The organism is Candidatus Pyrohabitans sp., assembly GCF_054014795.1.
Map to the genome: position 1 here is coordinate 1 of NZ_JBPMGE010000059.1, position 9,595 is coordinate 9,595.

Consider the following 9,595-nt stretch of genomic DNA (forward strand, 5'->3'; position numbering starts at 1 on the left):
CAGTAAAAACTAGCACGGGGGTGCATATATAAAGTTTATCGCTTGTTATATAAGCATCAATAGAAAAGGTGGTACCATGAGGAGCGATGCTGTTAAGCGCGGACTTGAGAGAGCTCCGCATAGAAGCTTGTTCAAGGCAATGGGCATAACCGATGAGGAGATGGATAGACCTTTTATAGGTGTAGTCAATTCCTGGAATGAGCTCATCCCGGGTCATGTGCACCTCGACAGGGTGGCGGAGGCAGTCAAAGCAGGGGTTCGCCTCGCCGGGGGCGTGCCCTTTGAGTTCAGCACCATAGGAATATGCGATGGCATTGCAATGGGACACAAGGGCATGCACTACTCTCTGCCCTCACGCGAGGTTATCACAGCAAGCATTGAGCTCGTTGCCCAGGCGTACCGCTTCGATGCCCTCGTTTTTATACCCACCTGCGATAAGATAGTACCCGGGCATTTAATGGCCGCGGCGCGGCTAAACCTTCCGAGCATCTTCGTAACAGGAGGAGCCATGTGCCCGGGCTTTGTGAACGACAGAAATGTGGACCTTATCTCTGTGTTTGAGGCTGTGGGTGAGGTTAAAGCCGGAAAGTTGACAGAGGAAGAGCTCGCTGAGCTGGAGAATCTCGCCTGTCCCGGCCCAGGCTCCTGCGCTGGCCTGTTCACAGCCAACACAATGGCATGCGTCACCGAGGCGCTGGGCATGTCATTGCCCGGGTGCGGCACCGCCCATGCCGTTGACGCCAAGAAGCTGCGAATTGCAAAGCTCAGCGGCATGAAGGTCCTCGAACTCCTGGAGCGCGGCATATCGGCGAGGGAGATAATGAACCACAGAGCCTTTGAAAATGCCATACGCATAGACATGGCCATAGGCGGCTCAACCAACACCGCCCTGCATCTGCCTGCAATTGCCCGCGAGGTGGGGGTGGAGCTGCCGCTTGAGGCCTTTGACCGCATCTCCGGAGAGACGCCCCACCTAACCAGCCTGCGCCCAGGTGGTGAGCACTTCATGCTCGACCTGGACCTGGCGGGGGGAATACCCGCGGTTATGCTGAAGATAAGGGATAAGCTGAACCTGGAAGTTCTCACAGTCACCGGCTCAACTCTGGAGGAGAACCTGAAGCATGTGCACATCGTCAACCCGAAGAAGAACCGCGAGGTTATCCGCGACCCCGACAATGCCTACCATCCTGAGGGTGGAATTGCCGTTTTAAAGGGCAGCCTTGCCCCCCGCGGAAGTGTTGTAAAACAGACAGCAGTGAGCGAGAGGATGCTGCGCCACCGTGGGCCTGCCCGGGTTTTCAACGGCGAGGAGGCGGCAGTGAAGGCTATCCTCAACGGAGAGATAAAGCAGGGTGACGTGGTGATAATACGCTACGAAGGCCCCAAGGGAGGCCCTGGAATGCGCGAGATGCTTGCGGCTACATCTATAATCGCCGGCATGGGATTGAGCGACAGCGTGGCTCTGATTACCGACGGACGCTTCTCCGGCGGCACCCGGGGGCCCTGCATAGGCCATGTTTCGCCAGAGGCCTACGAGGGCGGGCCCATAGCGCTTGTGAAAGAAGGCGATACCGTGGAGATAGACATACCCGCGCGAAAGCTTAACCTGCTTGTGGACGAGGAGGAACTGGAAAAGCGAAGGCAGGAATGGCGACCTCCTGGCGGGGAGGCAGGAAGGAGCTACCTGGAGAGCTACCGCCGCAGCGTCAGCAGCGCAGACATGGGTGCAATACTGATGTGAAGATGAAAAAAGAAAAAATCCTGGAGCTCGGCTCGGCGTACAGGGAGTCAAAGATCCTCCTCACCGCCGCGCAGTACGACCTCTTCGACCATCTGGAAGAGCCGCGCTCTGTGGCTGAGCTGGCAAGTGTGGTAAAGGCCGAGCCCCGTGCCCTTGAGCTTCTGCTCAACGCCCTTGTGGCGCTCGGTTTTATAGAAAAGGCGGGTGATGGTTACAGGAACACGCGCGAGGCGAGTAGGTATCTGGTTAGATCAAGTGATGAGTATCTGGGCCACTGGCTGAAGCATGCGAACAGGGGCTTTGCCAGGTGGGCCGGACTGGAGGAGGCCATCTTTGCAGAGCCCTGCAAGGAGGAGGACAGGCTCACCTTTCTCCTGGCCCTCGACAGCATTGCAGCTAAGCGTGCAGAGGAGCTTGCAGAGGCGGTAAACCTCCAGGGAAAGCGCAGCCTGGTTGACCTGGGAGGAGGTTCCGGCGCCTATTCAGCGGCTTTTGTAAAGCGCTATCGCCTAGCTGCGACGATAGTAGAGCTGCCCGATACCGCCGATGCCACGAGGGAAATTCTGAGGAGGAAAGGCGTCGCCGGCATTAGGCTTCTGGAGGCAGATTTTCTCAAAGACGACTTTGGCAGGGGCTACGACGCTGCACTCCTCTCCAACATAATACACTTCCTCAGCGAAGACCAGAACCGCAGGCTTTTCAAACGCATTTACAATGCCCTCGCCCCGGGCGGAGTGGTGATAGTTCACGACTACATCCTGGACGACTCAAAGGTGGCGCCGAAAGAGGCGGCGGTGTTTGCGCTGCACATGCTCCTCAGCAGCGAGGGCAGAACCTACTCCTGGAGCGAAGTGGAGGCATGGTTAAGCGAAGCCGGTTTTACCGGTTTTGAGAGGATTGAACTGAGCGAGTCCCGCGTGCTGGTGGGGAGGAAGTTTATACATTTAAATATATAATCTTTTTTAAAAGTTAATACTTTTTTATGTATGACATGCAGGAGATGGTGGGATACCTCCACACAAAACTGTCTGAGGCACCCATACTCGCCAGAGAGAATACACAAAGGACAAACGGAGAATACTTCAGACATACAAGGGCTTATTTTAGACTCAAAAAGCATGTAGATGCATTCATAAAAGGTGATTCAAACAGACGACTGATTCTTTTCCCAGGTCTGAGGGGTGTTGGTAAAACCACAGCGCTGCTGCAGATTTATCTGTATTTAACCAGAAAACTTGGAATTGAACCTTCGAGAGTTCTATATATTTCCGTAGATGAGTTGAGGAGCTATATTGGAAGCGGAATTTACGAAGCTGTAAAGGCATATGTTGAAGAGATCCACAGGTCTACACTTCCAGGATTGAAAAAGCAGCTTTTCATTCTTGTGGATGAAGCTCATTTTGACGAAAAGTGGAGCGTAGCAGTAAAGGTTGTATATGACCAGAGTAGAAACATTTCCCTGATTTTGACAGGGTCATCTGCTTTAAGCATGGAAATGAGTGTAGATCTGGCTAGAAGGGCAGTTAAAGAGCCGGCATTCCCCCTTAACTTCTCGGAGCATCTTATTTTAAAGTACGGCTTTTTCCCTCCAAGAGGTACAGCTAACTGTGTTAAAAATCTGATGTTCAACCCAGGTGATGTGGTTATCGATATATCAAACAATATACTGTACAAAATCATGCACAATACGATTGGGATAGGTAAACCTCTGGAAAAAGAGCTGGAAGATTACCTGCTCACCGGTGGCTTCCCTTTTAGTCTGGAGCTAGACGCAAGGGGTAACCATAACAGAATATTCGACATGGTGGACAGGATAGTAGAAAAAGATGTGTTTTCGATTGGAAGGTACAGGGCGGATACAAGAAATACCATCTCAAGGATAATATATTTTCTGGCTCTGCAGAAGCCGGGAGGAGTGTCTGACGTAAAGCTTGCCGGCAAGCTTAATACGTCTCCTTCACTGGTTAGAAGTATTCTTGAGACCCTTGAGAAAACACATCTTATTGTTAGCATAAAACCCTATGGAGGTGCAGGAAGGATCGTGAGAAAGCCATGGAAATACTATTTTCTGGCACCTTCAATAAATGCCGCAATAAGAACAAAGCTCGGGGCTCACCTAGATAACATCAGAGAGCAACTTGGACTCCTCGTGGAGAATATGGTGGTCTTTTACCTTTTCCGGATGAAGGAAACTATTGGCAAACCTCTGGGAATTTTCTATGACCCGAAGAAAAGGGGCGCAGACTTTTTAATACAAAAAAGCATAGATGAGATAGTTCCAGTTGAGGTTGGGATTGGACGTAAAGGAAGGGGTCAGATAAAGAGGTCTATACGGGAGTATGGAGCAGAATATGGTGTTGTGTTATCATCTGGAGAAAGGGTGCGCAGAGAGGGCAATGTTACCTTCATACCGCTGACCCTCTTTTCTTTTGTATAAAAGTAGGAACTACGCAAACCTGCGCAGCTCTCCAAGCTGTGCAAAGGGTAAGCAACCCGCCTCCTCGCTCACCGCGATGACATTGAGCCGGTCCACATCTATACTGCGCAGGAAGGGCGAGAGCAGCTCATTCTTTGGCAGGAGATTAACCTCGCTGCCGTATGCAAGCGGAGAAAATGCGGGAAGAACCACCACCCTCCTTTTGTTCGCCTCGCCGTAAAGAAAGCATCTCACCTTCTCCCTGACCCCTATCTCGTCGTAGAGCGCTATCGCCGGGTGCTCATGCGCCAGAATTAGGAACTCTGCCTCCCGCTTGGGCATGCGGTGTCCGTGGAAGAAGTGGTAGCTCCCCAGTGTGAGCTCCTCGTGCAGCGCCACGCCATGTTTGCGGGTGATATAGATGATAAAGGTGTCGTGGTTGCCCTTCACCACATGCACCTTCCTGAAGTGCCTTCGCAGCATCTCAAGGAGTTCGCCAACCTCCCGAAACTCGTGGTAGCTGGTCTCGCTGAACTCATGCTTCACATCACCGTTTACAATCACCCTTTCTGCAGAGCACATCCCGGCGATGGCCTCCAGCATCTCCACCTCCTTCCTGAACTGCATCTTGGGCATAAATATGCCCTGCTCCGCCATGATTCCCTCGTAGCCCAGGTGAAGGTCTGCGATAACCACGGTCTCTATATCTTTCAGATAAAGCGCCGGGTAGGGGCAGAGCACCTCAACGCCTCTGAAAATCTCCATGCTCTTAGCTATGCGCCATGGTTAATAATTTTCCCCCTCTTCACAGCTCCTCTTCAGGCTTTGACTTCCTCACCCTTATAACGTAGGTGCGCAGGTCGTCATCAATCTCCACGTACTCATTTAGGAAGTCGTAGAAGTCGACCTTGTCGCGCCAGTATTTCTCCCACTGCTCCGCTATGTCAAGGAACATGTCCTTTATGGGCTTTCGCCTTTTCATATTCTAATATCTGACGCTCATGTCATAAAAGGATTTCTGCTCCCGCATTCTGGCAGAAATCTGGCCAAGATATATATTTCAAGGGGCGGGTAATAGAGATTGATGGTGCATCCTCTTTTGTTCCTCGTGCAGGCGGTCCTGAGCACAGTGATAATAGGTGTGATTTACGGGCTCTACAGACACGTGGAGGCTGAAGAGGTGAGGCTCAGGCTGCGCTTCCTCCTTGCCTCCTTCCTGGCCCTTATGGGTTCGCTCATGTTCCACTCCCTCGGCATCTCCATACTCCTGGAACATGTGCTGGGAATAATCTTTTTCCTCCTGCTGGGGGTAACAGGGCTGCTCCACTTCACTGATAATAGGTACCACAGGGGAGTTGTCGGTGCCGGCAGCATCATGGTTGGGGTCCTGCTCGCAGTTGGCATCACTGCGCAGGCTTACTTCTACTACACCGGCACAGGATATGTCCTGAATACGCACTACATAATCGCAGCCCACGTATTTCAGATACTCATGCTTATTCTGGTTACCGGATTCATACTGAAGCGGATTTTTACCCACTCCTCCTTAAGTCCAGTAACACTGCACAGGCGCTATCCCTTCGGCATAGCCGCGGTGTTCATGATGTTTGCGGTAGCTGCGCACATAGTAAGCGTAAGCCTGAATTCCAATCTGCGACATCAGACCAGCCTCTTTGAATCCTTCTTTGTGCTCCCCGCCCTTGCGATAGTCGCGGGGTATGTGATATTCGCCTACAGAAATGAGGTTTACTTTTTTGGTTCTACCAGCGCCAAAGAAGAAAGAGATGCAAGGGGCCTTCAGGAGCACCTGAACCATGTGATACGGCAGGTTTACTACACCCCCGTCGACATCGGCACAGGGAGGCGGGAGGTCCTCTTCAGCGAATTTCTGGAAAGTACAGGCTTGAGGCACATCTTCAAAAGGCGGGAGATGGAGCTGGACGAGGAGAAGTTTCTCTCGGCCTCTGGAAAATACGAGTTCCTCTACCGCCTCAGCGGGGATATCCTGAGGTTCTTCACCAAGTACAGGGAGCTGGTAAATGAGGCGCAGTTCTACCACCTCCTGGACTTCCTCAATCTGGTGTATGCCCGCTGCCCCAGGGAATTCGACTTCAAGCCCCACTGGCTCATCATCACAGAGCTCGCGAAGATGCCCGGCACCAGGGGAGAGGAGCACCTAGAGAAGCTCTCCAGCTGGGACAGGGAGACCACATTTTCCTACTTTGAGGGGCTGCATCCCACCGGAATCCGGGTTGTGGACGAGAGGTTTGGCGGAGTGAGGACGCACCAGCTCCTTCTCAATGTCATCTCAGAGATGCCCAAGTTCAGGGTTCTTCATCCGGCGATAAGGTCGAGTCTGCACAGCTGCAGAAATGTAATCTACATCACCTCTGACCCGATAGCAAAGATTAAGAGGGAGCTGGAGGAGGAATCCGGCTACCTCGGAGAAAGGCTAAAGGTGACCACAGTACTCCCTGAGAGCAGAAAGGGGGAGGAGGGTATCCTGGTTGTTGCCTCAGCGCTGGAGGTCGTGGATGCCATTGAGGAGTGCATCGCCGCCTTCCCCCTCAGCAGCATCTTTCTGGTCCTGGACCTTACCCCCATTGTCATCTCACTGCCCCCCGCTCAGCTGCACGCCTTTATGAAGCTGCTGGGTGAGATGAGGTACAGCAACAGGCTAGTGGTATGCGCCGCGGTTTCTCATAATATACCTCCCCTTGCCATGGATATACTGCACGAAGACGCCGACGTGGTGGTTACCCACAGGCTAGTCTCAGGGACTGTGGGCTCGCGGATTTTGAAACCCGGACTTAGCACTGAGGAGGCTGCGCTGAGCAGGGAACTCTTCGAGGTGCTGCACTTCATCTACAGGGAGAACGCCAGGGGCAGAAAGCCGGCTATGCGGGAGATTTCCGCTGCCCTCGCAATAACCCCAAAAACTGCAAAGAAGAGGGTGGGCATGCTGGAGAGCAGGGGGATGATAAAGCTGGAAAAGCTCGGCAGATACAAGGTGGCGGAGACCACGGAGAGGGGGAAGCAGCTCATTCTGGCTGATGCTGTTTTCCACTGATTCCAGTGTTTTACCGGTATTTTACCGATATCAGATTAAACACGGGCAGACTGAGTTTGCTCAGGTGATGTAATAATAATGAAGAAGGAGGTAAAAATATGAAAAGGACAGCTGTTCTGATTGCCGTTATGGTACTCCTCGCCCTTCCCACAGCCTATGCAACCGTGACGGCGCATGATGAGGGAGAGGAAGGAGGACATGGAGAAAAGCCAGGCATAGGCTACATAGGCCTGGGACCAACTGAGGAGCTGGATGAACACGAGCTGGAGAAGTTTGTGGAGAGGGTAATGGAGGAGGCCTACGCCAAGGCGAAGGTGGACAAGATAAGATTCGCAATCTTTGCGCTGCTCTTTGCCATGCTCTACCTGGCCTTTGCGAGGATAAAGGGCCTGAGCGAGAAGCTTAAATCAGGGCTTGACTGGTACACCCTGGGCATCATCACATTCATCCTCTTTATCGGCCTAGTAATCCCTTCCGGGATAATAATAACCTTCTTCTACAAACCCTCGCCTACAGAGGCGTACTACAGCGTCGAGGTCATGGCGCAGAATGGAGCGCTGGCTTTCTTCAGAAATCTCCACAACTGGTCCAGTGAGATCTTTTTATTCCTGATGATACTGCACTCGGCAAGGGCTGTTTCCACGAGAACCTACCTTGGCAGACGCAAGATAATCTGGGTAACCGGCGCACTTCTGCTGATTATCAGCTGGCTGAGCTTCCTGTCAGGAACCTTCATGAGGGCTGACCAGGAGGCCCTGGAGGGCTTTGAGCACATGATGTACGCTTTCAACCTGGTGCCCCTGGGCAACTACATTGCCAGCTTCTTCACTGGCGACCTGGCGATAATGAAGCTTACCGCCTTCCACATAGGCTTGACAACCTTTGCGATTCTCCTCCTAACTGCGCCGCATATGCTCATGAGGAAGGTCTATTTACAGGTGCAGAGGCGCTGGAAGAAGGCCCTGGTGTATTCAGCGGTGCTTACGGTCTTCCTGGTGATGCAGAGCCTTTTCATGGAGGCGCCCTTTATCCGCGGGCTGGAGGCAGGGCCTACAGTCTCTGGGATAGAGATAACAAAGCCGCCGTGGCCCATCTACTTCCTGGTAACAGGTGAAAACCTCTTCGGTGCCACGACCATGGTGGTCATGCCGTTGCTGGCCTTTCTACCGCTGCTGATATTCCCCTACGTGGTGGAACGATTACCGCTGGACAGCAAGAAGAAGGCACGCGCTGGCGAGCTGCTTTACTATGCGGGGGCCTTCATAATGCTGGGGATATCCTTCTGGGCGGCAACTAGCGAGATAGTACCCCATATCTTCACATAGTCAGCGCATCCCGCGCTGCCCTCTATTTTTTATTCTGCTATCCCGAATAAAAATTTCTGCGCAGGTGCATCTTGCCTAAAAAAAGATTATGCACTACCATCTGCTGCTCACCCAGCGGTGCAACCTAGCCTGCGAATACTGCGGCGGCACCCGGGAGGCGGAGCACATGGAGGTGGAGTATCCCCTGGAAGCGCTGCGCAGCTTTATCGCCAGGGACCCCGAGCCTGTGATTGCCTTCTACGGTGGCGAGCCCCTGCTGCGTCTCGAGCTGCTGGAGGGGGTCATGGACACCATATCCGCGAGGTACATCCTGCACACCAACGGCATGCTCCTCCACAGGGTAAAGCCCAGCTATCTGCGCAGGCTCCACACCATCCTGATATCCATAGACGGCCGACGCCAGGTTACCGACGCCTACCGTGGGCACGGCGTGTACGACAGGATAATGAGGAATGCCCGCAGGGTGAGGAGGCACTTCAGCGGAGACCTCATCGCCAGGATGGTGGCCTCGCTGAGGAGCAACATCTACGAGGACGCGCTCCACCTGGCGAAGCTGGACATCTTTGACCATGTGCACTGGCAGCTGGACTTCGAGCTCTTCTGGGATGGCGGAGGCGAGGCTGCGCGAAGGTGGCTGCGCAGCTACAACTCAGGCATAACAAAGCTTGTGGATACCTGGCTGGAGGAGATGCGCCGCGGCGAAGTGCTCGGCTTCGTGCCCTTCATAGGGATAACAAAGACCCTGCTCTCCCGCGAACCGACGAGGCTGCGCTGCGGTGCGGGCGTGGACTTCTTCGCAATTTCGCCCAGCGGTGAGATAACCCTCTGCCCTGTGACGCCGGAGTACGGGTTTATGCGCGCGGGCAGCATCTTCACCTCCTCGCCTGAGGAGCTTCGGAACTGCGCCTCACTGCGAGAGCCATGCTCAGGATGCGACCTGCTGTGGGTTTGCGGAGGCCGCTGCCTCTTCATAAACCTTGCAAAAGAGTGGGTGGGCGACGAGGGCTACGCCCTGATATGCTCCACAGTGCGCCACCTCGTGG

Annotated in this window: 8 protein-coding genes; 6 read left to right on the top strand and 2 right to left on the bottom strand. The window is 53.5% G+C overall.

Features of this window, described 5'->3' with window-relative positions; translation table 11 throughout:
- The first annotated feature begins 76 nt into the window (after positions 1-76).
- The 3 genes from ilvD to ACXJJW_RS06530 are packed head-to-tail and all read left to right on the top strand — an operon-like array spanning position 77 to position 4,178.
- A complete protein-coding gene (ilvD, locus tag ACXJJW_RS06520) occupies positions 77-1,741 on the top strand; it encodes a dihydroxy-acid dehydratase (protein WP_456474928.1) in 1,665 nt (554 codons plus the stop codon).
- Complete coding sequence (locus ACXJJW_RS06525) at positions 1,648-2,697, top strand: methyltransferase (RefSeq protein WP_456474929.1); 1,050 nt, start codon at positions 1,648-1,650, stop codon at positions 2,695-2,697. Before ilvD ends, ACXJJW_RS06525 begins: the two co-directional genes overlap by 94 nt.
- A gap of 35 nt (positions 2,698-2,732) precedes the next feature.
- Entirely contained in the window at positions 2,733-4,178 is a 1,446-nt protein-coding gene (locus ACXJJW_RS06530) for an ATP-binding protein (RefSeq protein WP_456474930.1), read from the top strand.
- A 9-nt stretch (positions 4,179-4,187) separates the two neighbouring features.
- Here ACXJJW_RS06530 and ACXJJW_RS06535 read toward each other — a convergent pair whose 3' ends face one another.
- A complete protein-coding gene (locus ACXJJW_RS06535; RefSeq protein ID WP_456474931.1) occupies positions 4,188-4,922 on the bottom strand; it encodes a metallophosphoesterase in 735 nt (244 codons plus the stop codon).
- A 40-nt stretch (positions 4,923-4,962) separates the two neighbouring features.
- Complete coding sequence (locus tag ACXJJW_RS06540; protein ID WP_456474932.1) at positions 4,963-5,139, bottom strand: hypothetical protein; 177 nt, start codon at positions 5,137-5,139, stop codon at positions 4,963-4,965.
- A 126-nt stretch (positions 5,140-5,265) separates the two neighbouring features.
- On the opposite strand from ACXJJW_RS06540, the gene ACXJJW_RS06545 reads away from it, so the two are divergent.
- The 3 genes from ACXJJW_RS06545 to ACXJJW_RS06555 all read left to right on the top strand — a co-directional run.
- A complete protein-coding gene (locus tag ACXJJW_RS06545; protein ID WP_456474933.1) occupies positions 5,266-7,227 on the top strand; it encodes a hypothetical protein in 1,962 nt (653 codons plus the stop codon).
- A 98-nt stretch (positions 7,228-7,325) separates the two neighbouring features.
- The gene (locus ACXJJW_RS06550; protein ID WP_456474934.1) at positions 7,326-8,552 is read left to right on the top strand and encodes a cytochrome b N-terminal domain-containing protein; all 1,227 of its coding nucleotides are present in this window, start codon (positions 7,326-7,328) and stop codon (positions 8,550-8,552) included.
- An 88-nt stretch (positions 8,553-8,640) separates the two neighbouring features.
- On the top strand, positions 8,641-9,595 hold a 955-nt coding region (locus ACXJJW_RS06555), incomplete at its 3' end, for a TIGR04084 family radical SAM/SPASM domain-containing protein (protein WP_456474935.1).

Excerpts from the sequence above, each read along its gene's own strand:
- ilvD (WP_456474928.1), top strand. The coding sequence starts at position 77 with ATGAGGAGCGATGCTGTTAAGCGCGGACTTGAGAGAGCTCCGCATAGA.
- ACXJJW_RS06525 (WP_456474929.1), top strand. The coding sequence starts at position 1,648 with ATGGCGACCTCCTGGCGGGGAGGCAGGAAGGAGCTACCTGGAGAGCTA.
- ACXJJW_RS06530 (WP_456474930.1), top strand. The coding sequence starts at position 2,733 with ATGCAGGAGATGGTGGGATACCTCCACACAAAACTGTCTGAGGCACCC.
- ACXJJW_RS06535 (WP_456474931.1), bottom strand. The coding sequence starts at position 4,922 with ATGGAGATTTTCAGAGGCGTTGAGGTGCTCTGCCCCTACCCGGCGCTT.
- ACXJJW_RS06540 (WP_456474932.1), bottom strand. The coding sequence starts at position 5,139 with ATGAAAAGGCGAAAGCCCATAAAGGACATGTTCCTTGACATAGCGGAG.
- ACXJJW_RS06550 (WP_456474934.1), top strand. The coding sequence starts at position 7,326 with ATGAAAAGGACAGCTGTTCTGATTGCCGTTATGGTACTCCTCGCCCTT.